This window comes from Pyxidicoccus trucidator (assembly GCF_010894435.1).
In the GTDB taxonomy this organism is placed as follows: domain Bacteria; phylum Myxococcota; class Myxococcia; order Myxococcales; family Myxococcaceae; genus Myxococcus; species Myxococcus trucidator.
On sequence record NZ_JAAIXZ010000002.1, the window covers coordinates 308,266 to 333,993 of the forward strand.

A 25,728-nucleotide genomic window follows, 5' to 3' on the forward strand; every position below is an offset into this window, starting at 1 on the left:
TCGGGCGCGACGTGCATTCCCTCTGCCTCACGCGCTTCCCGGTCGCTCACCCGGTCGCGGCCCGACCCGAGCCGGGCCTGAAGGCTTCCTGTTCAGTTCGCCTCACCCGCCTCCGGAACGACTCGCCGTAAGGACGGCCCGAGCCGGCCGGGGGCGAGTCCGGAGGCGTCCTGTTCGGGAATGTCGGGACATTTCGCCGCGCAAATCCCCCGACATTTCCGAACAGCACGGTCCAGGAGTGCTCCCGGGAGGGCCCGCGTGCGCGCGAAGGTCGGCGAGGCCGGTCATGTGGTGCCCCTGCCGGGTGCCGGAGTCGTCAGGCCGTCAGCGCGGCGACGACGTGCGCGTTGGCGGTGTACGGCGCCAGCGCGCCGATGTGGCCGGGCCGGGCCTTCACCCGCTCCAGCCAGGCCGACACCGTGGGGTACCGCTCCAGGTCGAAGCCACCCTCGGGCGCCACGTGTGCGTACGCATATAGCGCGAGGTCCGCCACGGTGGGGTGCTCGCCCACGAGGAACTCGCGCTCGCGCAGGTGGCGCTCCAGCGCGGCGAGCGCCTCATGGCCCCGCTCCACGCGCAGGCGGAAGGCCTCGGGGTAGCGGCTGGCGCGGCCCGTCAGGTGCCAGAAGCGCACGGTGCCCACATTGGGCTCCAGGCTGTTCTGCTCGAAGAAGAGCCACTGGTTCACCTGGGCGCGAGCGAAGGCGTCGTCCGGCAGCAGCGGCGTGCCCTGCGCGAGGTAGAGGAGGATGGCATTGGACTCCGCGAGGAAGCGGCCCGGCTCGGGCTCGAGCACGGGGATGCGTCCATCGGGGTTCTTGTTCCGGAGGAAGTCCTCGGTGCGGCTCTCGCCCGAGAAGATGTCCACCGGCACCAGCTCGTACGGCCTGCCGAGCCAGGAGAGCAGGAGGCGGACCTTGTAGCCGTTGGCGGAAGGAGGATAGTCGTAGAGGCGCATCGGTGCTCCGGGAGAGGGTGGACGCGAGACAGGGTAGGGAGCACGCCCCGGGCGGACGACCCGCTCCTTGCTGCGTCCGGCGGGGCGAGGGGGCGCAAGAACCGGGTTGTTCCCGCGCGCCCCGGCGGCCATATCGGTGTGGAAGCGCCCTTCCCAGGAGCCGTGGCATGGCGACCAGCGACTACGCCCGAATCGAGCAGGCCATCCTCTACCTCGACGTCCATGCACGCGAGCAGCCGTCGCTCGACGACGTCGCGGCGCACGTGGGCCTGAGCCCGTTCCACTTCCAGCGGCTCTTCACGCGCTGGGCAGGCATCAGCCCCAAGCGCTTCCTCCAGGTGCACACGTTCAGCTCGGCCCGGCGCCTGCTCGCCGAGCGGCGCAGCGTGCTCGACACGTCCTACACGGTGGGCCTGTCCGGCGGAGGCCGGCTGCACGAGCTCTTCGTCACCCTCACCGCGATGACGCCGGGCGAGTTCAAGCAGGGGGGCGAGGGGCTCACCGTGCGGTACGGCATCCATCCGTCCCCGTTCGGCGACTGCCTCATCGCCGCCTGTGAGCGCGGCATCTGCGGCCTCCACTTCCTCACCGGCGAGTCGGCGGAAGAGGCCCTGGCCTCGCTGCGCGCGCAGTGGCCCCGGGCCGCCTTCGTGGAGTCTCGGGACGGCACAGCGTCCTGGGCGGAGCGCATCTTCCCCGAGCAGCCGCCGCGTGAGCCCACGCCGCTATCGGTGCTGGTGAAGGGTACGCCCTTCCAGGTGCAGGTGTGGCAGGCGTTGCTGCGCATCTCCCCCGGCCAGGTCGCGACGTACGAGGACCTTGCCCGGGCCATCGGCAATCCGAAGGCGGTGCGCGCGGTGGGCTCGGCGGTGGGGGACAACCCCGTGGCGCTGCTCATCCCCTGCCACCGGGTGCTGCGGAAGACGGGCGTCTTCGGGGACTACCGCTGGGGGCCGGCGCGCAAGCAGGTCATGCTCGCGTGGGAGTCGCTGCGGTACGGCGCGGAGAACGAGGCGGGGATGGTCAGTGAGGCGGGAGTGGGAAGCGCCTGAGGCGCGGCTCACGGCCCCCGCAGCTTGCGGAATGCTTCAAGGGCTTCATCGAGCCCGACTCCGAGGAACAGCAGCAGCGTGGCGACGAGCGCGGCGTTGATGAGCCAGTTGCTCCGCAGCCCGCCCACCCAGTCACGCCGGTTGTTCATCCACAGCAGCGTGGCGGCGAGCAGCGGCATGAAGAGGGAGCCCACCACCGCGTAGGCGAGCTGCGCGCGCTGGAGCGGCGCCCACAGCATGGGCAGGGGCACCAGGGCGAGCGCCACTAGGTACAGGCGCCACGCCCGGGTGGTCCTCAGGTCGACCTGATGCGCGGGCTGCTTCCGGTGGATGCGGAGGAAGTCCGCGAAGAGGTAGGGGACCCCCTCCCAGACCCCCAGCAGACTGGAGAAGACGGCGCCCCAGAAGCCCCAGAGGAAGAGCCAGTAGCCCGCGGGGCCGATGACTTCCCCCAGCCGCTGCGCCAGCAGGTTCGCCACCTTCAGCCCACTGCCTTGCAGCTCCAGCGTGGAGCCGATGAGCACCATGGCCATGCCGAACAGCGCCGTCAGCGAATAGCCCACGGCGAGGTCCGCCTGACAGGTCCGCAGCCACTGCGCGCCCTCGCGGCCCTTCTGGCGAATCCAGTAGCCGTAGGAGAGCATCGTCACGGTGCCGCCCACGCCGCCCAGCAGCCCCAGCACCCAGCCCGCGCCTCCCGGGGGGATGGAGGGGATGACGACTCCTCGCGCGGCGGCGCCCCAGTCCGGGCCCGAGCCCACGGCGGTGAAGAGGACGGCGACGAACATCAGGCCGGTGCAGGCGGCCATCAGCTTCTCGAACAGGCGGAAGCCGCCGAACCAGACCAGCCCCAGGCCGACGAGCGAGTGCAGCACGCCCCAGATGCGCCGGGACGTCTCCGGCTCACTGCTCAGGGGCCACAGAGCATCTCCCGCGGCGCCACACGCGGAGATGAGTGCCCCGCCGGTGAAGAAGCTCCAGCCCAGCAGGTAGATGAGGAAGAGGTAGCGCAGCCAGGCGCCGAACCGGGCCCAGCCCTCCAGCACCGTGGTGCCGGTGGCGAGCTGCCAGCGGGCGATGCCCTCGTTGAGGAAGCCCTTCAGCAAGGCGCCCAGCACGGCGGCCCAGAGGATGGACACGCCCACCGTCGAGCCGCCCAGGCTGGCGGTGAGCAGGTCTCCCGCGCCAACGCCGGTGGCCGCGACGAGCATTCCTGGACCGAAGCGTGCCATCAGCCCGAGCCGGGCTGGAGGGGCTACGGTGGTGGTGGGCTGCGCGGGTGGGGACTCGGTGTCTGGCATGGGGAGGCCGCCCCGAGGTGGGCTCGAAGCGGCCGGGCCGCGTCAGGATACAGGCCCGCGCACCCTCACGACATGCGCGCGACGAGCTTGAGCGGCAGGTTCCGCAGGAAGAAGCCCACGGCCGCCCAAGGCCAGCCGGGCACGTAGGCCTTCACGGGCTCGCGCTCAATCGCCTTCACCAGGGCGCGCGAGCCCTTCTCGGAGTCCACGGCGAAGGGCAGGTTCTTCGCCCCCGCGTTCAGCTCCGTGTGGATGTAGCCGGGGTAGATGGTGGTGACCTTGATGCGCGTCCCCAGCAGCTCGGCGCGGATGCCCTCCGTCAGGGTGGCGAGGCCGGCCTTCGTCGCCGCGTAGGCCGTCAGGTGCCGGGGCAGCCCGCGCATGGCGCTCATCGACGAAATCGTCACCAGGTGTCCCTGGCCCTGCTTGCGGAGGATGCCCACCGCCGCCTCGCACTGCGCCAGCGCGGCGACGAAGTTCGTCTGCGCCGTCTGCACGTTGACGGCGAAGTGGCCGGTGCCAATTCGCTTCCCCTGCCCGACGCCCGCGTTGACGATGAAGCGGTCCAGGCTGCCCAGGTCCTGCGTGAATGCGTCGAACACGCTGAACACCTGCGCGTGGTCATTCACGTCCAGGGCCCGCACGGAGATGGTGACGCCCGGGTGCTTCGCCACCAGCTCCGCCTTGAGCGCGTCCAGCCGCTCGGTGCGGCGCGCGCACAGCGCGAGGTTGCGGCCCTGGGCGGCGAACTCGCGGGCCATGCCCTCGCCCAGGCCGGAGCTGGCGCCGGTAATCAGGATGTTCTTGCGCATCGTGCAGCCCTCAGCGGTAGGTGAGCAGCGCGCGCTGCGTCCCCTCGAAAAAGCCGTGCTCGTTCATCGTGGACAGGAACCGGGTGCGCTCGCTGTAGACGACCTTGGTGACGCCACAGTTCGCCAGGGCCGTGTTCAGCCGGAAGGCGTGCTCGTCGGGAATCCGCAGCAGGTCCTGGCAGATGGCCGTAATCGGGCCGCCGGAGGTGAACACCAGCGCGTTCTTCGAGGCGCCCAGCTCGCGAATCAGCTCGTCCATCGCCCGGATGCAGCGGTCCCTGAAGACGGGCCAGGGCTCGGTGTACTCGTCGTCGAACCCGCCACCCACCCAGCGGGCGACGGCCTCCGTGAACAGCGCCTGGAACGCGCGACGCGGTTCCGTCGCTCCGGCGATGTCCTGCATCAGCAGCGTGCGGTCCTCGTAGCGCGGCTCATGGCGGACGATGATTTCGTCCATGTCGAACTCGTCGAAGCCCTTCGAGCGCCGCTGGGGGACGTCACACTTCAGCGCGGCGAGGCACGCGTCGGCGGTCTGCCGGTGGCGCACCAGGGTGCCCGTGACGACCGCGTCCGCGCGAGGAAGCCGGGAGCGCAGCGTCTCCCCGAGCACGCGCGCCTGCGCGACGCCCGTCTCCGAGAGCTGGTCATAGTCCGCGGCCCCGAACGAGGCCTGTCCATGGCGGACCAGGTACACCACGCCCATCAGCGGGCCCCCTTCGTGCGGACGAGCCGCTCGCAGCGCAGGCCGAGGTAGTTGGCCAGCACCCAGAAGTTCTTGAACGCCGGGTTGCGCGTCTGCTTGTGGTGATAGCGGTAGTAGATTTGCTGGATGATGACCGCGAGCCGGAAGAGGCCGTAGACCTCGTAGAAGGTCCAGTTCGCGGGCTTCAGCTTCATGCGGTCGCAGTAGTACTCCACCACCTCTTCGCGCCGGAGCATGCCGGGCAGGTGCGTGGGCTGGCGGCGTGTCATCCGCAGCATGAAGTTGTCGTCCGCGTGGACCCAGTAGGCCAGCGCGTTGCCCAGGTCCATCAGCGGGTCGCCCAGCGTGGCCATCTCCCAGTCGAGCACGCCGATGACGCGGGTGGGGTCACCCGCGTCGAGCACCACGTTGTCGAAGCGCCAGTCGTTGTGGATGACACAGGTGGCAACGTCATCGGGCGTGTGGGCCTTGAGCCAGTCCCGCACGTACTTGAAGCCGAGCACGTTCCAGGTGCGCGCCTTCTCGTACCGGTCCGACCAGCCCTCAATCTGCCGCTTCGGATAGCCCGGACCCTTGCCCAGCGAGGACAGTCCCACGGACGCCGCGTCCACGGAGTGGAGCTCCACCAGCTTGTCGATGACATTGAGGCAGAGCTGCCGCGTCTGCGCCTTGTCCAGGGTGAGCCCCCGGGGCATTTGCTTGCGAGGGATGACGCCCTCGATGCGCTCCATCACATAGAACTCGGAGCCGATGACGGACGCGTCCTGGCACAGGCCCACCATGGTGGGCACGGCCGGGTAGGCTGGCTTCAGGGCCTGCTGCACCTTGAACTCGCGGCCCATGTCATGCGCGGACTTCGCCTTCGTGCCCGACGGGGGCCGGCGCAGGATGAGGTCGCGGTTCGGGTACTTCAGCCGGTACGTCCAGTTGGAGGCGCCCCCCGAGTACTGGGTGATTTGCGGCGTGCCCTCCAGCGAGGGCACCAGCGCCTTGAGCCAGGCGTCGACGGCGGGGACGTTCAGCTCCTCGCCGGGGCGGACGGCCCCGGACGGGTCGATGGGGGTGGTGGAAGCCATGGCGTGCTTTCTCTCCCTCATGTCGTCGGTGTGGGGCCGGGGCTTGGGCGCATCCGGGCGGTGCTCCTGCGCATCACCTTCGCGTAGATGCCGCGCGGGAGGAAGCGCTTCATCAGCCACGCCCGGCGCCCCTCCGCGTGCGACAGGACGTAGAACTTCCGCTGCTCCACCGCCCGGAAGACGTCGTTGGCGATGTCGTCCGCGGTGACGGCCGAGCGCTCCAGGAGCCGCGCCATGGTGGCCCCCAGCCGCGGGTCCGTGGTGCGCAGCGAGTCGCCCAGGTTCGTCTTGAAGAAGGACGGACACACGACGCTGACACCGATATTCGCGTCCGCCAGCTCGTTGTGCAGCGTCTCCGACAGCGAGACGACGGCCGCCTTGGTGGCGTTGTAGCTGCTCATCATCGGCACATCGAGCAGGCCCGCCATGGAGGCGACGTTGACGAAGTGCCCGTGCCCCTGCAGGCGGAACACGGGGGTGAACACCTTGCAGCCCCGCACCACGCCCAGCAGGTTGATGTCGATGATCCACCGCCAGTCATCGATGGAGACGTCCTCGATGGCGCCGGCCTGGGCGACGCCCGCGTTGTTCACCACCACGTCCACGCCGCCCCAGCGCGCCTGGAGCGACTCCGCGGCGGCGCGCAGGTCCTCCTCGCGCGTCACGTCGCAGCGCAGGAAGTAGCCGTCCGAGCCCAGGGCAGACAACGTCTCCGCGCCCCGGGCCTCGTTGAGGTCGGCGATGCAGACCTTCCACCCCGCTCGGGCGAAGCGCAGGGCGATGGCCTTCCCGAGCCCGCTGGCCCCGCCGGTGATGAAGATGCGCTGGTTGGCCATGGACGCTTCAGCTCCGGGAGAAGCCGCGCTTCGACAGCTCGATGCGGGCGATGAGCCCCTTGTGGACCTCGTCCGGACCGTCCGCGAGGCGCAGGGTGCGCGCCTGGGCGAAGAAGCCCGACAGCTGCGTGTCCTGGGACACGCCCGCGCCGCCGTGAATCTGGATGGCGTCGTCCACCACCTTCTGGAGCACGTTGGGCGCGGTCACCTTGATGGCGGAAATCTCCGTCATCGCGCCCAGGGCGCCGACCTGGTCCATCTTCCAGGCGGCGTAGAGCGTCAGCAGGCGCGCCTGGTCGATGGCGATGCGTGCCTCGGCGACGCGCTCGCGGTTGCCACCCAGGTTGAGCAATTGCTTGCCGAAGGCGGTGCGCTTCATGCCTCGGTCGATCATCAGCTCCAGCGCCCGCTCGGACGCGCCGATGCAGCGCATGCAGTGGTGGATGCGGCCGGGGCCGAGCCGGCCCTGGGCAATCTCGAAGCCCATGCCCGGCCCGGAGATGATGTTGTTGAGCGGCACGCGCACGTCCTGGAAGTGGACTTCCCCGTGGCCATGGGGGGCGTCGTAGTCGCCGAACACCGGCAGCATGCGGCGGATGCTCACACCCTTGGCATCCAGGGGCACCAGCACCATGGAGTGCTGGTGGTGGCGGTCGCCCCCGGTCTCGGGCGTGCGGGCCATGAAGATGGTGACCTTCGCGTTCGGGTGGCCCAGGCCGCTGGACCACCACTTGCTGCCGTTGAGGACGACCTCGTTCCCGTCCACGACGGCGGTGGCCTGCATGTTGGTGGCGTCCGACGAGGCCACCTCGGGCTCCGTCATGCAGAACACCGAGCGGATGTCTCCCGCGAGCAGCGGCGTGAGCCAGCGCGCCTTCTGCTCCTCGGAGCCGTACTTCCAGAGCACCTCCATGTTGCCGGTGTCAGGAGCGCTGCAGTTGAAGACCTCGGGGGCGATGAAGCTGCGGCCCATCTCCTCGGCCAGGGGCGCATACTCAAGGACGCTGAGGCCGGCGCCGAGCTTCGCGTCGGGGAGGAAGAGGTTCCACAGCCCTTCCGCCTTCGCGCGGGCCTTCAGCTCCTCCATCACCGACGGCACCTTCCAGGTCTTCCAGTCGCCCCCGTGGCAGGTGGCGTTGACCTCGTCCCGGTAGCGGGCTTCGACCGGGTCGATGTGCTCGCGCATGAACCGCTTGATGCGCTCCAGGTAGTCCTTGGTTCGGGCGCTCGGCTCGAAGTCCATCGCGGGGTTCTCCTTGAGGTGATGTCGGCATCCTGCGCACTCCGCTGTTGATGCATCCAATGAATGTTGGTCATGTGTTGTCATGAATCCTGTTCAGGACTCAGCCCGGCTGGCGCAGCTCGATCTCAACCTCTTCCGGGTCTTCGACGTGGTGCTCCGGGAGCGGAGCCTCACCCGGGCCGCGGAGGTGCTGTTCCTCAGCCAGTCGGCGGTGAGCCATGCGCTCGCCCGGCTGAAGGAGCAGCTGGGGGAGCCGCTCTTCGTCCGGGAGGGGAGGGGAGTGGCGCCGACGCCGTTCGCGGAGCGGCTGGCGCCGGAGATTCGCGAGGCGCTCGCCCTGTTCGAGGGCGCCGTGCACCGCACCCGGGGCTTCGACCCCCGGCGCGACGTGGGCTCCGTCACCGTGGCGATGAACGATTTGCTGGAGCCGTCCATCGTCCCGCACCTGGTGGCGCGCTTGCGGGAGAGCGCCCCCGAGGCACGGGTGCGGAGCGTCCGGCTGGACCGGCCCCGGCTGGAGCGGGACCTGGCGTCGGGACGGGTGGACCTGTCGCTCGACGTGGAGCAGCCGACGGGGGCGGACCTGCGGCACACGCTGCTGCTGCGGGACACCTTCTGTGTGGTGGGCCGGCGGCGGCGCAGGCTGGACGTGGCAGCGTATATGGCAGCGGGGCACGTCACCGTGTCATCCCGGCGCACGGGGCTGGCCGTGGAGGACATGGTGCTCACCCGCCTGGGCTACCAGCGCGACGTCAACGCGCGGTGCCAGAGCTACGAGGCCGCGTTCCACATCATTTCCGGCTCGGACCTGTTGCTCACCATGGCGCGGCGCCGCGCGGAGCAGCTGCACTCCATGGTGGGCAACCATCTGATGCCGATGCCGCTGGCACTGCCTCCGCTGGAGCTGCACGTGTACTGGCACCGGCAGTCGGACTCGGAGCCGCGCAACCGCTGGCTGCGCACGGAGCTGCTGGCGCTCGCCGGGGCGCTGGCCACAGGCACGAAGTAGCGCGCACTCCGGGATGCTTGGTGCCATGGACGTTGGGGCCTGCTTCCAGTCCGGTGGGGCCTGCACTCGCCGGCTGCGTCTCGCTGCGGGCCCGCACCCCGGGACGCGGCCGCAGAGACAGCCAGTCCGGGACTCTGGCCTCGTAGACGAGAATGTCCGTCGGGGAGGACGTGTCGGCGGTGACTCCTGTTCCCCACGTGCCCGCACCCAGGCGAGGATTCTCTTCATGAGCGGACGAGTGAACCTGCTGGTGCCCGAGGTCCGGGGGTACGAACATGAGCAAGCGTGAGCCGTTGTCGCAGGAGCAGCGTGAAACCGCGCTGAAGGACATCCTGGGACCCGACCGCGAGGCCATGGTTGGAGCGGCCAAGCTTCTTTCCGCCGACGCGTCGACCACGTCCAGGTTGCTCGAACTCCTTGAGCCGGAGCGCCGTATCGAGACGAGGCATGCCATCCTCTATGCGCTGTCCTGGCATGACGATCTCGCGCTGTGGGGCCTCATGGTCCGCATCCTCGAAGACCGTAGCGAGGCTCCCAAGGTACGGGGGCAGGCCTCGGAGGGGCTTGCCTACCTGTTCAACAAAGTGAGTGCGGACTCCAGGGAGTTTGAAATCGCGGTCAAGGCACTGCTCGATGCACTGAAAGACCCCTCGCCCGAGGTCCGCTACTGCGCCCTCTTCGCACTGGGATCATCGAATCATCCGCCGCTCATTCCGGCGCTCAAGGAGATGCTCGCGGACAAGACCCCGGTAGAGGGATGGGTGGGTACCGTGGCCGATGCGGCATCCAGAGCCATTGAGTGGATTGGATGGCCGCGACCGAAGCCCGTTGACCCCTCGGACGAGGACGAGCGGAAGTAGCGGCCCTCGAGCTGTGTGTCGCGGTCAGGCGGGAGCGCTGAGCGGGGTGGTGGGGCGGCGCAGGCCCCGGATGGCCAGCAGCAGCGCCCCCAGACCGAAGAACATGGTGACCAGTCCGACCACTCCACCGAGGAATGGCACCCGCCGCAGGAGCGTCAGCAGGACGAGGCCCGTCAGCAGTGCGAGGACCAGCGAGGGCCCGTGCCTGCCGAACCGCTCCAGTAATTTCCTGCCAATGAGCATCCCCACCACGGGGAAGCTCGCCAGGAGCGCCAGCACGTAGAGCGCCAGCACGAATACGCCAAGCCACCAGCCTCCCACCACGAGCCCCACCGCGAACACGATGGAGGCGGCGATGGGAGCAACCACGAAGGCCAGGACACCCCAGCCCAGGCTCTGCCAGGGCCGCTCCCGCAGCACCACCGGCGCACTCCTCGCGAGCCGGGGCGCCAGGAGCGCCAGCAGCAACCCGAGGGCGAACAGTCCGACGATGGAGCGCACCCAGAGATAGAACACGCCGAGCGCCGTGCTCCCCGCGCTCTGGCTCTCGGTACGCGTCTGTTCCACCTGTCCCGCCACCGCGCCGGGAGGCACCTGCACCGCATCCTCGGAGGTCACGCTCAGGTCTCCGCCAATGCGTGCCCCTTCGGTGAAGTTCAGCGTGCCCACCTCGGCACTCAGGGTGCCTTGCACCGGCGCTCCCAGCGTGAGCGCCTGCGCGGCGGCCCGTGCGTCTCCGCCCACCGGAGTCCGGACGTCCACCTTGTTCCCGGCGATGAGGAGGTCCCCCGGGATGTTCCCCCCGGGGAGCAGGCTCATTTGGTTGCCGGCGAGCAGCGCATCCTTGCCCACGGTGGCCCCCAACTGGAGGGTGTTGGTGGCGCTCCGGAGGCTGCCGTCCACCTGTCCATTCGCCAGCGTCTCCCCGGCAGCGGAGAACACGTCGCCTTCCACCCTGCCTTGGAGAGTGACCTTCCGGGCCATCGCCACCACGTCCCCTCGGACAGTGCCCTGGATGTCCACCTCCCGGGCAAAGACATACAGGTCATCGTTGATGACCTCCTGGGGGCCTACCACCACCCTTTCCCCGGTGCGCACGTCCGCGGCCCGCGCGACTCCAGGGAGCACCATGCCCAGCAAGAGCATGGCGAGCACCCAGGCGGACGGTACCCGCCCCCTTCCGTGTGACTGCATGGACCTGACCGTGGACATGGCGCTCTCCCGTGGTGGTGGCCTTCAAGGCACCGCTGGGGACGCGCGCTTCAGGACGCAAGCAGCCAGGGGCAGGAGGAGACACCAGCGCCCGCCGTGCTCCCCGGCCAACGCGCCGGGGAGGCAGCGGACGCTCACGCCTCGATGTCGAACGCGAGCGAGGCCCGCTCCCCGGGCTGCACGTGCAGCAGGCCTTGTCCGGTGGCCAGCGCACCCGCCGCCGCCGTCCAGGGCTCCACGCAGACGAAGTCCTTCCCCTTGAGCGTCCACACCACGAGCAGGCGGAACTCCGGGCTCCAGGACAGGCGCACCGGCCGGCTTCCCGGCCCGCGCTCCAGCTTCGTCCCCGCGCCCGAGTGGTCCCTCAGGTGCAGGTCCAACTCGTCCGCGGTGAGGTCCAACCCGGTGAAGGCCACCTCCCGCTTGAGGCGGTTGTCCCAGGCGTGCGTGGCGTTCGTCTCTACACTCGCCCGGGGCTTCAGTGCCTCCGTCACCCGGAAGTAGGGGTGGAAGCCCAGGTGCAGCGGCAGGGGCTTGCGGTCCTGATTCTCCACGTCGAAGGCCAGCGTCAGCCGCGAGCCCACCAGCGAGAAGGTGAGCTGCGCGTCGAACCTCCACGGAAACTGGCGCCGCGTCTCGACAGTGGAGGACAGGCCCACCACCAACAGGGAGTCCTCCGACTGCCGCACCTTCCAGGGCAGCTTCCGTGCGAAGCCATGCTGCGGCAGCGAGTACTCCTCGCCGGCCGCCGGGTACGTGTCCCCCGGCAGCGCGCCCGCGATGGGGAAGAGCACGGGAATGCCGCCGCGCACGTTCTTCGCCGGGTCGGCGACGGTGGCCTCGTCGAGGTAGAGCACCTCGTCGCCGTCCACCGTCATCCGGGTGACGAGGGCGCCGCGCGAGGGGATGACCTCCACGCGGCAGCCGCCGTCCACCAGCGCGTACGTGTCCAGGCCCGCGATGCCGGGGAACGGACCGCCCATGGCGTTAGATGGCCCCTTCGTGCGGGTCGCTGTCCATGAAGGGGTAGGGCACCTTCACGGGCGGCACGAAGGTCTCCTTGATGGTGCGGGGGCTCGTCCAGCGGAGCAGGTTGAGCATGGAGCCCGCCTTGTCGTTGGTGCCCGACGCGCGCCCACCGCCGAAGGGCTGCTGGCCCACCACCGCGCCCGTGGGCTTGTCGTTGATGTAGAAGTTGCCCGCCGCGTGGCGCAGCTCGCGCATCGCCGTGTCGATGGCCTTCCTGTCCCGGGCGAACACCGCGCCGGTGAGGGCGTAGGAGGCGGCCTGGTCGACCTCGCGCAGCGTCTCCTCGTAGCGCGCGTCGGGGTACACGTGGATGCCCACCACCGGCGCGAAGATTTCCTCGCGGAGGATGCGGTGGCGCGGGTCATTGAGCTGCACCAGCGTGGGCTTCACGAACCAGCCCTCCTTCGAGTCCGCCGTGCCGCCCGTCACGATGCTGGCCTGCGGGTCGTTCTTCGCCAGGTCCAGGTACGAGGACGTGCGCTTGAAGGACTTCTCGTCGATGACGGCGCCCATGAAGTTGCGGAAGTCCGTCACGTCGCCCATGCGGATGTCGCTGGCGAGCGCCTGGAGGCGGGGCTTCAGCTTCGGCCACAGGGACTCGGGGATGAAGACGCGGCTGGCCGCGGAGCACTTCTGGCCCTGGTACTCGAAGCCGCCGCGGACGATGGCCACCGCGAGCGCCTCCAGGTCATCCGCCGCGGACGCGTGGGCGACGATGAAGTCCTTGCCGCCCGTCTCACCCACCAGCCGGGGGTACTGCTTGTACTTGGAGATGTTCTCTCCCACCGTGCGCCACATCGCGTTGAACGTGGGCGTGGAGCCGGTGAAGTGGATGCCGCCCAGGTGCGGGCTGGCCATGGCCGGGTTGCCCACCGTCGGGCCGTCGCCGGGCAGCATGTTGATGACGCCGTCGGGCAGGCCCGCCTCGCGCATCAGCTCCATGATGTACCAGGCGCTCAGGGCCGCCGTGGACGAGGGCTTGAAGAGCACCACGTTGCCCATCAGCGCCGGCGCGGTGGCCAGGTTGAGGGCAATGGACGAGAAGTTGAAGGGCGCCACCGCGAGGACGAAGCCGTCCAGCGGGCGGTAGTCCGACATGTTCCACGTCTGCGGCGCGGCCTCCGGCTGCATGCCGAGAATCTGCTCCGCGAAGTGGACGTTGTAGCGCAGGAAGTCCACGGCCTCGCACGTGGCGTCGATTTCCGCCTGGTGGGCTGTCTTGGACTGCCCCAGCATCGTGGAGGCGTTGAGGAGGGGGCGGTAGCGCGTGGCCAGCAGCTCCGCGGCGCGCAGGAAGATGGCGGCGCGCGACTGGAAGGGCATCCGCGCCCAGTCGTCCTTGACGGACAGCGCGGCCTGGATGGCCTGCTCCACGTGGCTGCCGTCCGCCTCGTGCAGCGTGGCCAGCACGTGCGAGTGCTTGTGCGGCATGCGCACCGTGTCCGTCTTGCCGGTGCGGATGTGCTTGCCGCCGATGATGACGGGAATCTCAATCTGCTCGGCGCTCATGCGCTTGAGCGTGGCCTGCAGCTCGCGGCGCTCGGGCGACCCAGGCGCGTGGGAGAGGACGGGCTCGTTCTTCGGCGGCGGGACGCGGGTAATGGCGTTGATCACGCGGGCGGACCTCGGGTCGGGAAACAAAGGGCGGCGGAGCATAACCAACCCGCCTGGCGGGGGCAGCGAGGAAGCAGGGGCCTGCTATCAGTGAACCCTTTGATTTCCATGGGGTTCTCTGTCTTCCGGGTGACATTGACCCGATGTCTTGGAGCACGGGTACGATGTGGGCCATGCGCATCCTGCCTCGCAGCCCCGAGTCCCCCTCGGCCCCCGGTCTCTCCGCGCTGGAGGACGCGATTCGCAAGGACCTCGAGCGGCTGGAGTACCCCAAGCGCCCCTGGGTGCTGCCGCGCTGCACGCGGGCCGGGCAGAAGGTGCTGGACGTGCTCATCATCGGCGGCGGGCAGAGCGGCCTCACCGCCGCCTTCGGGCTGATGCGCGAGCGCGTCACCAACCTGCTCGTGGTGGACGACAGCGAGCCGGACCTGGCCGGGCCGTGGAAGACCTTCGCGCGCATGCACACGCTGCGCACGCCGAAGCACCTCACCGGCCCGGACCACAACCTCCCCAACCTCTGCTTCCAGTCCTGGTACGAGGCCCAACACGGTGACGCGGCGTGGCAGGAGGTGGAGCGCGTCCCCAAGGAGATGTGGGCGGACTACCTCAACTGGTACCGCCGCACGCTGGAAATCCCAGTGCGCTGCCGCACCCGCGTGGGCGCGCTGGCGTGGAGCGCGGAGGAGGAGTGCTTCGTCGCCCCCCTCCAGCACACCCGCGAGGGCGACGCCGGGGTGCTGTATGCGCGCAAGGTGGTGCTGGCCACCGGCATCGACGGCTCGGGCCGCTGGGAGGTGCCGTCCGTGATTGCCGGCCTGCCCCGCGAGCTGTACGCCCACACGCGCGACGACATCGACTTCGAGGCCCTGCGCGGCAGGAGCGTGGGCGTGCTGGGCGCTGGCGCCTCCGCCTTCGACAACGCCGCCGTGGCGCTGGAGCACGGCGCCTCCGAGGTGAGCCTCTTCTACCGCCGCAAGACGCTGCCCAACGTCAACCCGTACCGCTGGGCCGAGTTCGTGGGCTTCCTCAAGCACCACGCCGACCTGCCGGACGCGGACCGCTGGCGCTTCATCCACCGCATCATGGAGATGGGGCAATTGCCGCCCGCGGACACCTTCCGTCGCGCCCGCACCTTCCCCCAGTTCCACCTGCACGGCGGCAGCCCGTGGCTCTCCGCCGAGGAGGTGGGCGGCCGGGCCCGCGTCACCACGCCGCAGGGGCAGTTCACCTTCGACAAGCTCATCGTCGGCAGCGGCACCGTGACGGACCTGTCGCTGCGTCCGGAGCTGGCGCTGCTGCACGGGGACATCGCCCTGTGGAAGGACCGCTACACGCCGCCCTCGGGGCAGGAGCATGCGGACCTGCTGCGCCACCCGTACCTGGGCGCCCACTTCGAGCTGCAGGAGAAGCACCCGGGCCGCGCGCCGCATCTCGCCTCCATCTTCAACTTCACCTTCGGCTGCCTGCTGTCGCTGGGCTTCGGGGGTGCCAGCATCTCCGGAATGAAGTACGGCCTGCCCAAGCTGGTGAGCGGGGTGACGCGGCAGCTCTACCTGGATGACCGGGACGCCTTCTTCGAGTCCCTGGAACGCTACGACGAGAAGGAATTCGAGCCATGAGCGGAGAGCAGTTCGTGCTGCGCAGCCGGCGGGTGTTGGCGCCCGGCGGCATGCGCGAGGCGGCGGTGGTGGTGAAGGACGGCAAGGTGGCCGCGGTGGTGGCCCCCTCCGAGATTCCGGCGGGCCTGCCGGTGACGGATGTGGGCGACAAGGTGGTGATGCCCGGCGTGGTGGACAGCCACGCGCACATCAACGAGCCCGGCCGCACCGAGTGGGAGGGCTTCGAGACGGCCACGCGCGCGGCGGCGGCCGGCGGCATCACCACCGTGGTGGACATGCCGCTCAACTCGCTGCCGCCCACCACCACGCTGGACGCGCTCCAGCTCAAGGCCCGCGCCGCGGAAGGGCGCTGCCAGGTGGACCATGCCTTCTGGGGCGGCGTCATTCCCGGCAACGCGGACCAGCTGGAGGCGCTCATCGACGCGGGCATCGCCGGCTTCAAGTGCTTCCTGTGTCCGTCGGGCGTGGACGAGTTCCCCCATGCGGACAGCGCGGTGCTCGACGTGGCCATGCCGGTGCTGGCGCGGCGGGCTGTGCCGCTCATCGTCCACGCGGAGCTGGAGTCGCCCGTGCGGCGGGCGCCGGCGGGAGCAGACCCGCGCACGTACCGCGGCTATCTGGAGTCCCGCCCGAAGCGCTGGGAGGACGACGCCATCCGGATGATGATGGAGCTGGCGCGCAAGCACCGCTGCCGCGTGCACATCGTCCACCTGTCGTCGGCGAACGCGCTGTCCATCCTGCGCGACGCCCGGCGCGAGGGCCTGGACGTGTCGGTGGAGACGTGTCCGCACTACCTCTCCTTCACGGCGGAGGAAATCGAGGACGGCGCCACCCACTTCAAGTGCGCGCCGCCCATCCGCGAGGCGGAGAACCGCGAGCGGCTGTGGAGCGGGCTGGCGCAGGGAGACATCGAAATGGTGGTGTCGGACCACTCGCCCTGCACGCCGGCCCTGAAGCACCTGGAGCGCGGGGACTTCGGCGCGGCGTGGGGGGGCATTGCCTCCCTGCAGCTCAGCCTGCCGGCGGTGTGGACGGAGGCGCGCAAGCGCGGGCACGGGCTGGAGTCGCTGGTGCGCTGGATGTGCGAGGCCCCGGCGCGGCTGGTAGGGCTGGAGGGCGTGAAGGGCACGCTGGCACCCGGGGCGGACGCGGACCTCGTCGTCTTCGACCCGGAGGCTTCCTTCACCGTGGAGCCCTCGCGCCTGCTACACCGTCATCCGATTACGCCCTACGCGGGCCGGACGCTGACGGGCGTGGTGGAGATGACGTTCCTGCGGGGAATGAAGATTCATGAGCGCGGCCAGCCGTTGCCGCGCCCGGTTGGACGCTGGGTGCGCCGCCCTGTCACGGCGCGCGCCGAAGCCTGAAAGTCTGGAGACCACACACCATGCACGCACCCGAAGAGGGAAAGCTGCGCGTCGCTTTCACCGAGTTCATCGACCTGGCGGCTGAACACGTGGGCGGCCGCGCCCTGCTGGCCAGCGACGAGTTCTTCGCGGGCAAGGAGAACCTCCTCAAGCCCGGCCGGGGCGTCTTCATCCCCGGCAAGTACACCGAGCAGGGCAAGTGGATGGACGGCTGGGAGTCGCGCCGCAAGCGCGTGCCGGGCCACGACTGGTGCATCCTCCAGCTCGGCCTGCCGGGCGTGGTGCGCGGCGTGGACATCGACACCAACCACTTCCTCGGCAACTTCCCCGAGTATGCCTCGGTGGACGCGCTGGAGGTGGAGGGCACGCCCACTCCCGAGTCGCTGGTGGACGCGAAGTGGACGCGCATCCTCCCGCAGCTCCGGCTGCAAGGGGGCTCGCGCAACCTGTTCCCCATCGCCAGCGAGCAGCGCTGGACGCACCTGCGCCTCAACATCTACCCGGATGGCGGCGTGGCGCGCTTCCGCGTGCACGGCGAGGTGCGGCCGGACTTCGAGCGCCTGACGCGCGCGAGTGGCACGGTGGACCTGGCGGCGGCGGAGCACGGCGGCACGGTGGTGACGTGCAACGACTCCTTCTTCAGCCCCAAGGACAACCTCATCCTCCCGGGCCGCGCGGCCAACATGGGCGAGGGCTGGGAGACGCGGCGCAAGCGGACGCTGCCGGGCTTCGACTGGATTGTGGTGAAGCTGGCCGTGCCGGGCACCGTGCAGAAGGTGGAGGTGGACACCGCGCACTACAAGGGCAACTTCCCGGAGTCCGCGTCCCTGGAGGGCTGCTACCTGCGCGAGCCGGTGGTGGACTTCGCCAACGCGCACGACATCGCCTGGACGGAGCTGCTGCCGCGCACGAAGCTGCAGGCGGACCACCGGCACTTCTTCGAGTCCGAGCTGCGCGCCCAGGGGCCCTTCACCCACGTGCGCTTGAAAATCTTCCCCGACGGCGGCGTCAGCCGGCTGCGGGTCCACGGGCGGCCGGCATGAGCGCGCTGGAGCGACTCAACAAGCTGCTGCCCTCCGAGGCCCGCGCGGAGCTGCTGCGCTGCTGTGGCTCCTCGCGCTGGGCGGACGGCATGGTCCGCTCTCGGCCCTTCCGCGACGCCGAGCACCTGCTCGCGGAGGCCTCGTGGCTCTGGAAGCAGACGGGGCCGGAGGACTGGCGCGAGGCCTTCACGCACCACCCCCGCATCGGCGACGTGTCCCAGCTTCGCGCGAAGTTCGCGTCCACCGCGTCCTGGTCCTCGCAGGAGCAGGGCGGGGTGAGCGGCGCGGACGAGGCGGTGCTGCAGGGGCTGGCCGACGGCAATGCAGAGTACGAGCGGCGGTTCGGTTTCATCTTCCTGGTGTGCGCCACCGGGAAGAGCGCGGCGGAGATGCTGGACCTGCTGCGCGCGCGGCTGGACAACCCTCCGGACGAGGAGCTGCGCATCGCCGCCGAGGAGCAGGCGAAAATCACCCGCATCCGACTGGAGAAGCTGCTGGCGTCATGAGCACTCTTTCCACCCATGTCCTCGACACGCACCGCGGCCGCCCGGCCGCCGGTGTCCCCATCACCCTGGAGCTGCAAGGGCCTGCTGGCACCTGGAAGGAGCTGGCGCGCGGCATCACCAACGACGACGGGCGCGTGCGCGACTTCCTGCCCCAGGGCGCCCGCGTGGAGACCGGCGTCTACCGCATGGCCTTCGACACGGGGGCCTACTTCCGCGCGCAAGGCGAGAAGGGCTTCTACCCCTCCGTGACGGTGGTGTTCGAGCTCACCGCGCCGGACGAGCACTACCACGTCCCGCTGCTGCTGAGCCCCTTCGGCTACTCCACGTACAGGGGAAGCTGAGCGCGGCCCGGGTCAGGGCTTGCCGACGGCCTGGGTGGTGAGGCGGGCGCCCAGCAGGGTGTGGATTTCCGCGATGAGCACCTGCGGCTTCACCGGCTTGACGAGGTACACGTCCGGCCCGGACTGGGCCGCATCGCCCGCCTCGCGGGGCGGGTAGCCGCTGACGAAGATGACGGGAATCTGCTGCAGCGTGGGCTCGGCGCGGAACCGGCGGCACAGCTCGTAGCCGTCCATGCCGTCCATGTTCACATCGGACAGCAGCACGTCCGGAGGGCTGGCCATCGCGAGCGACAGGCCCGTTTCGCCGTCGGCCGCGGTGGTGCAGTCGAATTCGCCGGACAGCAGGAGACGCAGCGTCTCCCGCATCGTCCATGAGTTCTCGACGATGAGGACCTTCGGCTTCACGGCGCTTCCGCCCCCGGGGCTGGGGGAGGCGCCAGGTGGGTCCAGCGCTCCCTCATCCAATCGGTCAGGTCTCCAGCATCCCCGTCCCGCGCATTGGGAGCAAGGGGTCCGCATTGCCCCCAGTCGGGGCCTTCGGGCCCCATGGCGCCCCGCCGCTCGGGGGCCGGGCGGGAAATCGGGGGGTTACTCCTCTGGAGGCGGGTTCACCAGCCCGCGCCGGGACACGTCGGAGTCCGGCTCCTCGTCACCGCGCGCCTCGCGCTCGGGCACCTGCTCCGTCGTCCACTCCTCGCCGCGCTCCACCCGGGCCTCCCAGTCGGTGTCCGAGGTGGGGCTGGCGTCGCGCTCCTTGCCCAGCTGTCGGGCCGTCTCGGCGGCACCCCGGTCCTGCGCGTCCTCCACCTGCCCCCGGTTGCGCGGCTGAAAGTCCTTTGTGTTGCCCGCCATGGTGTCGCCTCCGTGCGCATGCCCTGCCTGCCCGACTGAAGTTCGGAAGCGGCGGCGCGGCGGGCAAGCAAGGCCCGGCCGGCCGGGTGGTGGGCTAGCGCCGCCGGGTGGCGCCCCGCGCCAGCTCCGGGCCGCCGCGCGACAGGTCCTCCACCAGCGGGCCCAGTCCGGCGGTGGGCGTAGCGATGCGGCAGGCCGCGCCGCCATGGACGAGCCCCACCACCTGCATCCGCGAGTCCACCAGCGGCGCCCCCGAGTCTCCGGGCCGGCCCCGCATCGTGGTGAAGAGGGCGGCCGGCACCTCCGGCAGCGAGGGGCAGCGGCCCAGCCGCTCCAGCTGGGCCTCCTGTGCGTCGCCGGGCCTGTCGTTCCGGCCGGTGAAGACCAGGGCGTCGCCGGGCGCGGGCAGCCCGTCCGCCACCTCCAGCGGCCGCACCGGCGCCCGGGCGTCCAGCCGGATGACGGCCACGTCCCGGCCGCGGTCCACGTGCACGTAGGTGCCTCCGAGCCGCTGTCCGCCCAGGAATGACAGGTGTACCCGCGTGTCATCCGGCCGGACGCAGTGCGCCGCGGTGAGGGCGTGCCGGCCATCCTCCACCACCACGCCCGCGCAGTGGCCCGGCTCCAGCGTCACCGTGGCCGCGGCCACGTCATCGACGTCGGGCGGGGTGTCCGCTTCGTCCGGCGCGGGGCCGTCACAGGCCGCCAGCGTCGCCAGTCCCAGCGCTCCCGCCCATGCCAGCCATCGCCTCGTGCCCGCGCGCATCGTCCGCCTCCCTCACGGGTACACGGCCCCTGGCCGGCACCCCTGTGGGGAAGGATGTGCACCCGCCCACCGGGCCCTGAGGGAAGGGCCGTCCGGCAGGCGCACGAGCAGGGCACGCTCCGGCTGTCACTTGCCTGCGCACGTGGGGTGGAGGTCCGCTGTTACCCGTTTTGATGACCACTGAACGTGCTCGTACCGTGGAAACGTGATATTCCATTGACCTCTGGATTCCGCTAACCCCCGGGTCCCACCGCACCTCCGTGAGCGACGAGGAGAAGACAACCGTCCTGGACGAGCGCAGCCGTCCTCCAAGTAGCTGGGGGGACCGCATCCGCACGCCCATCACCCTCCCGGGGGCGCGCGCCGGGGAGCGCCGCTCACTGGACGTGGGCATGGTGGTGACGGGGCGCTACCAGGTGGAGGGCCTGCTGGGTGAGGGTGGCATGGGCCGCATCTGGCTGGCGTCGGACCTGCACGAGAAGCGCCGCGTGGCGCTCAAGGAGATGCAGGTCCCCGCGGGCCTGACGGCGGGGAAGACGGAGGAGCTGGTGCTGATGTTCCGGCATGAGTTCTTCGCGATGAAGAAGCTGCAACACCCCGGCACGCTGAAGGTCTTCGACTGGGGCATGACGGAGGCCGGCAACCGCTTCATCACCATGGAGGTGGTGGACGGGAAGGACCTGAGCACGCTGGCGCGCGACGAGCCGCTGGACACGCGCACGCTGTACCGGGTGCTCATCCAGATGGCGCAGGTGCTGGCCTTCCTGCACTCGCGGCTGTACGTGCACTGCGACATCAAGGCCAGCAACGTGCGCATCACCCGCTCCGGCGCGGTGAAGCTGATGGACTTCGGGGTGATGCACCAGCTGGGCACGCCCAGCCCCGGCCGCCTCAAGGGCACGCTGGAGTACCTGGCTCCAGAGTGGCAGCGCGGCGCCAGCATCGACGGGCGCGCGGACCTGTACTCGTTGGGGGTGATGGCCTACTACCTCGTCACGCGCCGGCTGCCCTTCAAGCGCAACACCCCGGCGGCGCTGCTGGCGGACCACCTGACGCGCCCGCCGCCGCGGCCCTCCACGATTTGCCCCGTGGAGCCGCAGCTGGAGGAGCTCATCCTCCTGCTGCTGGCGAAGGACCCGCGCGAGCGCTTCCAGGACGCAGGGGAGCTGCTGGAGGCGCTGTGCCACGCCAGCGGCGAGCCGCTGCCGGAGGAGACGCTGTCGGCGCGCGCCAGCTACCTGCACGTGCCGGAGGTGGTGGGGCGCGGCGCGGAGCTCGAGGCGCTGATGAACGGGCTGGCCGAGGCGGACTGGGGCCAGTCGCACGCGGTGCTCATCGGCGCGCCGGCGGGCGTGGGCAAGACGCGGCTGCTCCAGGAGTTCGAGCTGCAGGCGAAGCTGGCGGAGCTGCCCTTCGGCCGGGGGCAGTGCCGGGCCGAGGGACAGGCGCCGCTGATGCCGATTGCCCAGGCGCTGCGCTGCCTGATTCCGCACACGCCGGTGGACATGATGGAGCGGCTGTCGCCGAAGCTGGTGCGGCTGCTGCCGGGGTTGGTGGCGACGGAGCCGGGTGCGGCGCCCCACGGGGTGCCGCCAGCGGTGGGCGAGGAGAAGCTGGCCTTCTTCGGCGCGCTGGCGGAGTGGGTGCAGGCGCTGGGGCGCCAGATGACGCTGGTGCTGTGCTTCGAAGACTTGCAGTGGGCGGACAGCGCCACGCTGGAGGTGCTCAACGTGCTCATCCGCACGCTGCACGGCACGCGCGGCATGGTGGTGGGCACGTTCCGCTCCGGCGAGCTGAGCCGGCTGAGCCTGGCCTTCCAGACGGTGGACGAGAAGCTCACCACGCGCATGGACCTGGACCCGCTGGCCGTGGACCACGTGCGCACGCTGGTGGAGCTGGCCCTGCCGGGGCTGTCGGTGCCCGAGGGCTTCGTGGCGCGGCTGCACGCCACCACGGGCGGCAATGCCTTCTTCGCCACCGAGTGCCTGCGCGCGCTGGTGGAGGCGAATGCGCTGACGCGCGTGGGGGGCCGGTGGAACGCGGAGGCGGGGCTGGACACGCGGCCCCTGCCGGCCAGCATCCAGGACGCGGTGCTGGCGCGCCTGGCCACCGCCCCGCCGGAGCAGGTGGCGCTGCTGCGCAGGCTGGCGCCCGCGGGACGCAGCCTGGACCTGCCCATGGTGCGCGCGCTGGCGGACCTGCCCGAGGTGGACCTGTTCGCGGTGCTGGACGCCATCGTCGAGCGGCAGTTCCTCCAGGAGGTGGAGGGGCGCTACGTCTTCACGCACGACACCGTGCACCAGGCCGTCTACGACAGCACGCCGGAGGCCGAGCGGCGGGTGGCGCACGGGCAGGTGGCGCTGGCGCTCCAGACGCTGCACACGCAGCGGCCGGACCTGTCGCGCACGGTGGGCTGGCACTACCTGCGCTCGTCGGAGCCGGAGCTGGCCATCGGCCCGCTGCTGGACGCGGGCCGCGCCGCGATTGAGGCCCAGGCGCTGCTGGAGGCGACGCTGCTCCTGAAGGAGGCGGCGGCGCTGCTGGAGGCCGCGCCGGACTTCCCGGGGCGCGACAGGCTGCTGCTGCGCATCTGGGTGACGATGGTGGAGGTGGGCTACTCCAGCGACCCGCCCACGTCGCTGGCCTTCGCGGAGAAGCTCTTCGCGCACTGGGAAGCCACGGTGGACCTGGCGGAGGGGCGGCGGCAGGCGCTGGAGGCGCTGGAGTCCGCGTGCGCCGCGCCGGAGGTGGACCGGCCCGCGCGGCTGCGAGAGCTGTTCCGCGAGCGCGAGGCGGATGCGTACGCTTCTCCCGCGGACACCTTCTGGAAGCAGGCGGAGCTGCAAATCCTCCAGGGCATGGCGCTGGCCATCGTCGGGCGGACGGAGGCGCTGTCGACGCTGCTGAAGCGCGTGGAGGCCGAGCAGCCGGAGGTGTCTCCGTACCGGGCGGGGACGCTGCTGTCGCCCGCGGTGCTCTGCGCGTACACGGGCCGCTTCGCGGGCGTGCTGGAGACGCAGTACGAGCAGCTGGCGCGGCTGCGCGGGCTGCGCGAGGCCATGGGCCGGCTCCCCAAGCGCCTGGCGTGGGCGCTGGGCATGGGCGGCTACATGATGAACATGAACCTGGCGCTGCGCGGCGAGCCGCTGGACGTGCAGGCCACGCGCGACGGGTACGCGGTGGCGGAGGCCCACGGCTTCACCGACGTGCGGGCGTTCCACCTGTTCTCGGTGGTGACGCGCGCGGCCTTCACCGGCGATGGCGCGTCCTTCGTCCCCGCCTTCACGGAGAAGACGGACCTGGTGCGGCGGCTGGGCAACCCCCGGCTGATGGAGCGCAACCTGGCCATCTTCACGCCGCCCTACTACCTGGAGCGCGGCGAGCACGAGCACGTGGCGGCGGTGGTGGCTCGCGCGGAGACGCTGGCGCAGGTGCTGCCCGGAGACAGATGGCTGCAGTGCCACGTGCAGGTGTACCAGGCGTGCCGGGACGTGCTCTTCGAGGACGCGGCGGCGGCGCGGCAGTCGCTGCCGAAGGCGCTGGCGGCGTCGCGCGAGGGCGGCCTGCGCATGGAGACGCTCCTGCGCGTGTACCAGTCGCGGTTCGAGCGGGAGCAGGGAAACCTCCTGGCGGCGGCGGAGGCCGCCGAGGCCGCGCTCACACGGGCGCTGGACCCGGTGCTGGCCAACCCGTGGGATGAAATCATCGCCCGCCGGGCCCTGGCGGCGCTGCAGCCCGGGGCCGAGGGCACCGCGCACCTGCGGCGCGCGCTGGCGCTGGCGGAGCTGACGGGGAACGTGTTGCAGATGGGGCTGGTGCGCCTGTCCCTCGCGGAGCGCGAGCCCTTGAGCGAGGCCGCGGTGGCGGAACTGGCGGCGGCCGAGGCGCTCTTCACCGAGGCGCGCGCCACCAGCCTGCTGTCGCTGACGAGCTCCCTGCGCGGCGCCCTGCAGCGGCGCGCGGGTGTCCGTCAGAGCGCGTGAGGCTGAGCGGCCTCGCCGCCTGACTCCGCCGCCTTGGAGTGGACGCGGTAGAGTCCCCGCATGGCCCGAGCCCCCCTCCGCTTCTGCCTGGACTACCTGTCCCCCTACGCCTACCTCGCGTGGACGCGCATGCCCGCCCTCGCCGCACGCCATGGCCGCGCCGTGGAGCCCGTGCCCGTGCTGCTTGCGGGCCTGCTCAACGCGCTCGGCAGCGTGGGGCCGGCGGAGATTCCGCCCAAGCGCGTCTACGTCTTCAAGCACACGTGCCGCATCGCCCATGAGTTCGGCGTGCCGCTGGTGCCGCCGCCGTCCCACCCGTTCAACCCGTTGCTCGCGCTGCGGGTGACGGCCGCGGTGGAGGACCTGGAGGCCCGGGGCCGGCTGGTGTCCGCCCTCTTCACCTCCGTCTGGGGCGGCGGGAAGGGCGTGGAGACACCCGAGGCGGTGGCCGCCGCCATCCAGTCCGCCGGGCTCGAGGCCCCGGCGCTGCTCGCCGCCGCCCAGACGCCCGAGGTCAAGGACCGCGTTCGCCGCAACACCGAGGAGGCGCTCGCCGCGGGAGCCTTTGGCGTGCCCAGCATCCTCGCGGACGGGGAGCTGTTCTTCGGCGTGGACTCGCTGGGCCACCTGGAGCAGTTCCTGCGTGGCGAGGACCCCCTCTCCCAGGTGGACCTCGAGCGCTGGCGAGACCTGCCCGCCTCCGCGTCCCGGCGCTGAAGCGGGCGCACGGAGCCGCCGCTTTCCGCTAGGGTGCCCGGACCATGGTCTCCCGTGGCCCCGCCCTGACGCTCACGCAGAAGGTCCTCGCGCACCCTGCGCGGGGGCTGGCGCGACCCGAGGTCCTCCCCGCATGAACCTCCTCGTCGAGCTGGGCGTCGCCGTCGGCGGCCTGGTGCTCGCCATCGTCCTGCTGTCGCTCAACCTCTGGCGCGCCATCCTCTTCCTCTTCCCCGCCAGCGTCCGCGTGGAGCCCGAGGCCCCCGCCGACCAGATGGACCTTCCGCTGGAGCTGGGGCCCATGGCCACCCAGCTCCAGGCGCTCGGCTTCGTGCCGCTCGGCAGTCACGAGGAGAAGCCCCGTCTCCAGCGCGCCACGCGCTCCTACGACTGGGCCCACCCTGGCGAGCGCGTCTTCGCCACGCTCCACCTGGGCCAGGACGATGCGCCCCGGCTGTACCTCCTCACCCCGGTGGCCCCCCAGGGCTTCGTCATCACCGCGGGCTACCGGCGCCCCGCGCTGGAGGTGCCCGGCGTCTACCGGTCCGGTTCACTGGACGACGCTTCGCCGGAGCGGCTGCTGCGCGCCCACCTGCGCCGCCTGGAGGGCTTCACCCCCACGGGTGACTTCACCTGGGAAGGTCGCGTGGCGGCCGGGCGTTCCTGGTACCAGGGGCTCGGCCGCAAGGAGATTCGGCGGCAGAACCTGCAAGGGTTGTTGTGGACCGTCATGGCCCTGGCCATCGTCGCCAGTGCCTTCCTGGGTCGGCGGGTGCCCTGACGACCCCGCCCCACACCTCACGACGTCACGGCGTGCGTGCACCGCGCG

Annotated in this window: 24 protein-coding genes; 11 read left to right on the forward strand and 13 right to left on the reverse strand. The window is 70.8% G+C overall.

Going from position 1 to position 25,728, the window contains the following annotated elements; all coding sequences use genetic code 11:
- Window positions 1-316: 316 nt before the first annotated feature.
- Entirely contained in the window at window positions 317-958 is a 642-nt protein-coding gene (locus G4D85_RS07895) for a glutathione S-transferase family protein (protein WP_164009641.1), read from the reverse strand.
- A gap of 167 nt (window positions 959-1,125) precedes the next feature.
- Between G4D85_RS07895 and G4D85_RS07900 the strand changes: the two genes are divergently transcribed.
- Complete coding sequence (locus G4D85_RS07900) at window positions 1,126-2,010, forward strand: methylated-DNA--[protein]-cysteine S-methyltransferase (protein ID WP_164009643.1); 885 nt, start codon at window positions 1,126-1,128, stop codon at window positions 2,008-2,010.
- A gap of 8 nt (window positions 2,011-2,018) precedes the next feature.
- Here the strand turns inward: G4D85_RS07900 and G4D85_RS07905 are convergent, their stop codons facing one another.
- From G4D85_RS07905 to G4D85_RS07930, 6 genes are all read right to left on the reverse strand, one after another.
- Entirely contained in the window at window positions 2,019-3,311 is a 1,293-nt protein-coding gene (locus tag G4D85_RS07905) for an Nramp family divalent metal transporter (RefSeq protein WP_240359141.1), read from the reverse strand.
- A gap of 65 nt (window positions 3,312-3,376) precedes the next feature.
- Window positions 3,377-4,123 (reverse strand): SDR family oxidoreductase, encoded by a 747-nt coding sequence (locus G4D85_RS07910; RefSeq protein WP_164009645.1) that lies wholly within the window; start codon window positions 4,121-4,123, stop codon window positions 3,377-3,379.
- Window positions 4,124-4,133: 10 nt separating this feature from the next.
- Window positions 4,134-4,826, reverse strand: a complete 693-nt coding sequence (locus G4D85_RS07915; protein ID WP_164009647.1) for a histidine phosphatase family protein — start codon at window positions 4,824-4,826, stop codon at window positions 4,134-4,136.
- The gene (locus G4D85_RS07920) at window positions 4,826-5,902 is read right to left on the reverse strand and encodes a phosphotransferase family protein (protein WP_164009649.1); all 1,077 of its coding nucleotides are present in this window, start codon (window positions 5,900-5,902) and stop codon (window positions 4,826-4,828) included. The genes G4D85_RS07915 and G4D85_RS07920 overlap by 1 nt, the downstream gene beginning before the upstream one ends.
- A gap of 17 nt (window positions 5,903-5,919) precedes the next feature.
- Window positions 5,920-6,738, reverse strand: a complete 819-nt coding sequence (locus tag G4D85_RS07925; RefSeq protein WP_164009651.1) for an SDR family oxidoreductase — start codon at window positions 6,736-6,738, stop codon at window positions 5,920-5,922.
- Between the two features lie 7 nt (window positions 6,739-6,745).
- Entirely contained in the window at window positions 6,746-7,981 is a 1,236-nt protein-coding gene (locus G4D85_RS07930) for an acyl-CoA dehydrogenase family protein (protein WP_164009653.1), read from the reverse strand.
- A gap of 82 nt (window positions 7,982-8,063) precedes the next feature.
- Here G4D85_RS07930 and G4D85_RS07935 point away from each other — a divergent pair, with 82 nt between their 5' ends.
- Entirely contained in the window at window positions 8,064-8,990 is a 927-nt protein-coding gene (locus G4D85_RS07935; protein ID WP_164009655.1) for a LysR family transcriptional regulator, read from the forward strand.
- A gap of 275 nt (window positions 8,991-9,265) precedes the next feature.
- Window positions 9,266-9,850, forward strand: a complete 585-nt coding sequence (locus G4D85_RS07940) for a HEAT repeat domain-containing protein (protein ID WP_205525464.1) — start codon at window positions 9,266-9,268, stop codon at window positions 9,848-9,850.
- A 24-nt stretch (window positions 9,851-9,874) separates the two neighbouring features.
- Here the strand turns inward: G4D85_RS07940 and G4D85_RS07945 are convergent, their stop codons facing one another.
- The 3 genes from G4D85_RS07945 to pruA all read right to left on the reverse strand — a co-directional run bounded on the left by G4D85_RS07945 (window position 9,875) and on the right by pruA (window position 13,705).
- On the reverse strand, window positions 9,875-11,062 hold the full coding sequence (locus G4D85_RS07945; protein ID WP_205525465.1) for a DUF8173 domain-containing protein: 1,188 nt from the start codon (window positions 11,060-11,062) through the stop codon (window positions 9,875-9,877).
- Between the two features lie 134 nt (window positions 11,063-11,196).
- Window positions 11,197-12,045 carry an aldose epimerase family protein gene (locus tag G4D85_RS07950; RefSeq protein ID WP_164009659.1) on the reverse strand — a complete coding sequence of 283 codons (849 nt, stop codon included), beginning with the start codon at window positions 12,043-12,045 and terminating at the stop codon, window positions 11,197-11,199.
- Window positions 12,046-12,049: 4 nt separating this feature from the next.
- Entirely contained in the window at window positions 12,050-13,705 is a 1,656-nt protein-coding gene (pruA, locus tag G4D85_RS07955; RefSeq protein ID WP_164009661.1) for an L-glutamate gamma-semialdehyde dehydrogenase, read from the reverse strand.
- 173 nt (window positions 13,706-13,878) lie between these two features.
- Here pruA and G4D85_RS07960 point away from each other — a divergent pair, with 173 nt between their 5' ends.
- The 5 genes from G4D85_RS07960 to uraH are packed head-to-tail and all read left to right on the forward strand — an operon-like array spanning window position 13,879 to window position 18,581.
- Window positions 13,879-15,324, forward strand: coding sequence for an FAD/NAD(P)-binding protein (locus tag G4D85_RS07960; RefSeq protein WP_164009663.1), 1,446 nt, complete (start codon window positions 13,879-13,881; stop codon window positions 15,322-15,324).
- Window positions 15,321-16,691: an allantoinase AllB gene (allB, locus tag G4D85_RS07965; protein ID WP_164009665.1), complete on the forward strand. Its 1,371-nt coding sequence runs from the start codon at window positions 15,321-15,323 to the stop codon at window positions 16,689-16,691. The genes G4D85_RS07960 and allB overlap by 4 nt, the downstream gene beginning before the upstream one ends.
- A 20-nt stretch (window positions 16,692-16,711) precedes the next feature.
- A complete protein-coding gene (alc, locus tag G4D85_RS07970; protein WP_164009668.1) occupies window positions 16,712-17,734 on the forward strand; it encodes an allantoicase in 1,023 nt (340 codons plus the stop codon).
- Window positions 17,731-18,240, forward strand: coding sequence for a 2-oxo-4-hydroxy-4-carboxy-5-ureidoimidazoline decarboxylase (uraD, locus tag G4D85_RS07975; protein ID WP_164009670.1), 510 nt, complete (start codon window positions 17,731-17,733; stop codon window positions 18,238-18,240). Before alc ends, uraD begins: the two co-directional genes overlap by 4 nt.
- Window positions 18,237-18,581, forward strand: a complete 345-nt coding sequence (gene uraH / locus G4D85_RS07980; protein ID WP_164009672.1) for a hydroxyisourate hydrolase — start codon at window positions 18,237-18,239, stop codon at window positions 18,579-18,581. The genes uraD and uraH overlap by 4 nt, the downstream gene beginning before the upstream one ends.
- 12 nt (window positions 18,582-18,593) lie before the next feature.
- Here uraH and G4D85_RS07985 read toward each other — a convergent pair whose 3' ends face one another.
- The 3 genes from G4D85_RS07985 to G4D85_RS07995 form a co-directional block, all read right to left on the reverse strand.
- Window positions 18,594-18,986: a response regulator gene (locus tag G4D85_RS07985; protein ID WP_205525466.1), complete on the reverse strand. Its 393-nt coding sequence runs from the start codon at window positions 18,984-18,986 to the stop codon at window positions 18,594-18,596.
- Window positions 18,987-19,169: 183 nt separating this feature from the next.
- On the reverse strand, window positions 19,170-19,433 hold the full coding sequence (locus G4D85_RS07990; RefSeq protein ID WP_240359142.1) for a hypothetical protein: 264 nt from the start codon (window positions 19,431-19,433) through the stop codon (window positions 19,170-19,172).
- Between the two features lie 94 nt (window positions 19,434-19,527).
- Window positions 19,528-20,199: a S1 family peptidase gene (locus G4D85_RS07995; RefSeq protein WP_164009675.1), complete on the reverse strand. Its 672-nt coding sequence runs from the start codon at window positions 20,197-20,199 to the stop codon at window positions 19,528-19,530.
- Window positions 20,200-20,591: 392 nt separating this feature from the next.
- Here G4D85_RS07995 and G4D85_RS08000 point away from each other — a divergent pair, with 392 nt between their 5' ends.
- The 3 genes from G4D85_RS08000 (at window position 20,592) to G4D85_RS08010 (ending at window position 25,680) form a co-directional block, all read left to right on the forward strand.
- Window positions 20,592-24,182: a protein kinase domain-containing protein gene (locus G4D85_RS08000; protein WP_240359183.1), complete on the forward strand. Its 3,591-nt coding sequence runs from the start codon at window positions 20,592-20,594 to the stop codon at window positions 24,180-24,182.
- Window positions 24,183-24,242: 60 nt separating this feature from the next.
- On the forward strand, window positions 24,243-24,899 hold the full coding sequence (locus G4D85_RS08005) for a 2-hydroxychromene-2-carboxylate isomerase (RefSeq protein WP_164009677.1): 657 nt from the start codon (window positions 24,243-24,245) through the stop codon (window positions 24,897-24,899).
- Window positions 24,900-25,032: 133 nt separating this feature from the next.
- Complete coding sequence (locus G4D85_RS08010; RefSeq protein WP_164009679.1) at window positions 25,033-25,680, forward strand: hypothetical protein; 648 nt, start codon at window positions 25,033-25,035, stop codon at window positions 25,678-25,680.
- Window positions 25,681-25,728: the final 48 nt, after the last annotated feature.

Bases quoted from the DNA above. Each gene is read 5' to 3' on its own strand.
- G4D85_RS07895 (WP_164009641.1), bottom strand. From the start codon at position 958: ATGCGCCTCTACGACTATCCTCCTTCCGCCAACGGCTACAAGGTCCGC.
- G4D85_RS07900 (WP_164009643.1), top strand. From the start codon at position 1,126: ATGGCGACCAGCGACTACGCCCGAATCGAGCAGGCCATCCTCTACCTC.
- G4D85_RS07905 (WP_240359141.1), bottom strand. From the start codon at position 3,311: ATGCCAGACACCGAGTCCCCACCCGCGCAGCCCACCACCACCGTAGCC.
- G4D85_RS07910 (WP_164009645.1), bottom strand. From the start codon at position 4,123: ATGCGCAAGAACATCCTGATTACCGGCGCCAGCTCCGGCCTGGGCGAG.
- G4D85_RS07915 (WP_164009647.1), bottom strand. From the start codon at position 4,826: ATGGGCGTGGTGTACCTGGTCCGCCATGGACAGGCCTCGTTCGGGGCC.
- G4D85_RS07920 (WP_164009649.1), bottom strand. From the start codon at position 5,902: ATGGCTTCCACCACCCCCATCGACCCGTCCGGGGCCGTCCGCCCCGGC.
- G4D85_RS07925 (WP_164009651.1), bottom strand. From the start codon at position 6,738: ATGGCCAACCAGCGCATCTTCATCACCGGCGGGGCCAGCGGGCTCGGG.
- G4D85_RS07930 (WP_164009653.1), bottom strand. From the start codon at position 7,981: ATGGACTTCGAGCCGAGCGCCCGAACCAAGGACTACCTGGAGCGCATC.
- G4D85_RS07935 (WP_164009655.1), top strand. From the start codon at position 8,064: ATGAATCCTGTTCAGGACTCAGCCCGGCTGGCGCAGCTCGATCTCAAC.
- G4D85_RS07940 (WP_205525464.1), top strand. From the start codon at position 9,266: ATGAGCAAGCGTGAGCCGTTGTCGCAGGAGCAGCGTGAAACCGCGCTG.
- G4D85_RS07945 (WP_205525465.1), bottom strand. From the start codon at position 11,062: ATGTCCACGGTCAGGTCCATGCAGTCACACGGAAGGGGGCGGGTACCG.
- G4D85_RS07950 (WP_164009659.1), bottom strand. From the start codon at position 12,045: ATGGGCGGTCCGTTCCCCGGCATCGCGGGCCTGGACACGTACGCGCTG.
- G4D85_RS07960 (WP_164009663.1), top strand. From the start codon at position 13,879: ATGCGCATCCTGCCTCGCAGCCCCGAGTCCCCCTCGGCCCCCGGTCTC.
- allB (WP_164009665.1), top strand. From the start codon at position 15,321: ATGAGCGGAGAGCAGTTCGTGCTGCGCAGCCGGCGGGTGTTGGCGCCC.
- alc (WP_164009668.1), top strand. From the start codon at position 16,712: ATGCACGCACCCGAAGAGGGAAAGCTGCGCGTCGCTTTCACCGAGTTC.
- uraD (WP_164009670.1), top strand. From the start codon at position 17,731: ATGAGCGCGCTGGAGCGACTCAACAAGCTGCTGCCCTCCGAGGCCCGC.
- uraH (WP_164009672.1), top strand. From the start codon at position 18,237: ATGAGCACTCTTTCCACCCATGTCCTCGACACGCACCGCGGCCGCCCG.
- G4D85_RS07990 (WP_240359142.1), bottom strand. From the start codon at position 19,433: ATGGCGGGCAACACAAAGGACTTTCAGCCGCGCAACCGGGGGCAGGTG.
- G4D85_RS07995 (WP_164009675.1), bottom strand. From the start codon at position 20,199: ATGCGCGCGGGCACGAGGCGATGGCTGGCATGGGCGGGAGCGCTGGGA.
- G4D85_RS08000 (WP_240359183.1), top strand. From the start codon at position 20,592: ATGGTGGTGACGGGGCGCTACCAGGTGGAGGGCCTGCTGGGTGAGGGT.
- G4D85_RS08005 (WP_164009677.1), top strand. From the start codon at position 24,243: ATGGCCCGAGCCCCCCTCCGCTTCTGCCTGGACTACCTGTCCCCCTAC.
- G4D85_RS08010 (WP_164009679.1), top strand. From the start codon at position 25,033: ATGAACCTCCTCGTCGAGCTGGGCGTCGCCGTCGGCGGCCTGGTGCTC.